1 pseudogene is annotated in these 600 nt (G+C 28.5%); it reads right to left on the bottom strand.

Annotated features, from left to right (window positions below):
- Positions 1-438, bottom strand: a pseudogene (locus CLTEP_RS14200) (transposase); the annotation flags it as partial.
- Between the last annotated feature and the right edge of the window lie 162 nt (positions 439-600).

Genomic DNA, 600 nt, shown 5'->3' with positions numbered 1-600 from the left:
TCTTCCTTCTTTAAATCTAAGTAAATATTTCCATTTGTTTTTATTGCATATCTCAAACACAGGTTCACAGGCATACAGGCTATCGCCTAAAATACATATAGGGAGTCTAGGATATCTTCTTTTGAGTTTAGTAGCCAATCTTTTAAAAGCTTTAATTTCACAATCCTGCTTATCATATTTTTCATCTGGGTTTTCAATAAATTCAGTATCTATACTAAATACCATATCGCCAAAAATCAACTTAGCTTCGAGAACACAATGGAAATACAGTGTTTTTTCAATATTTCCATCTTTATCTTTGTACTCTTTCTTTAAACAATGCTCACAATGTTTCTCTTTAAATTTAAATAATCCTGTTCCATCTATAGCTATAACCCAATATTTATCTAATAATCTATAATGCTCCAAGCTACGCTTTTTAAACATTTCTTTAAGCATATAATCTCTAATATACTCTAATTCATTAATATCTAACTCAACTTTCGCACTACAAAAAAGCCAGCTTTTCCTTGATAAAAGTAGGTAGTGTAGATATAAAATAGTCTAAAAATGAGTTTATTTGTTCTTTAGTTAAAGAAAGTTTTTCATATAGTGCACTTT

It is taken from the genome of Clostridium tepidiprofundi DSM 19306, assembly GCF_001594005.1.
GTDB lineage: Bacteria > Bacillota > Clostridia > Clostridiales > Clostridiaceae > Clostridium_AC > Clostridium_AC tepidiprofundi.
The sequence above is the reverse complement of the archived record's forward strand: the minus strand, read 5'-3'. Positions and strand labels throughout refer to the sequence as shown.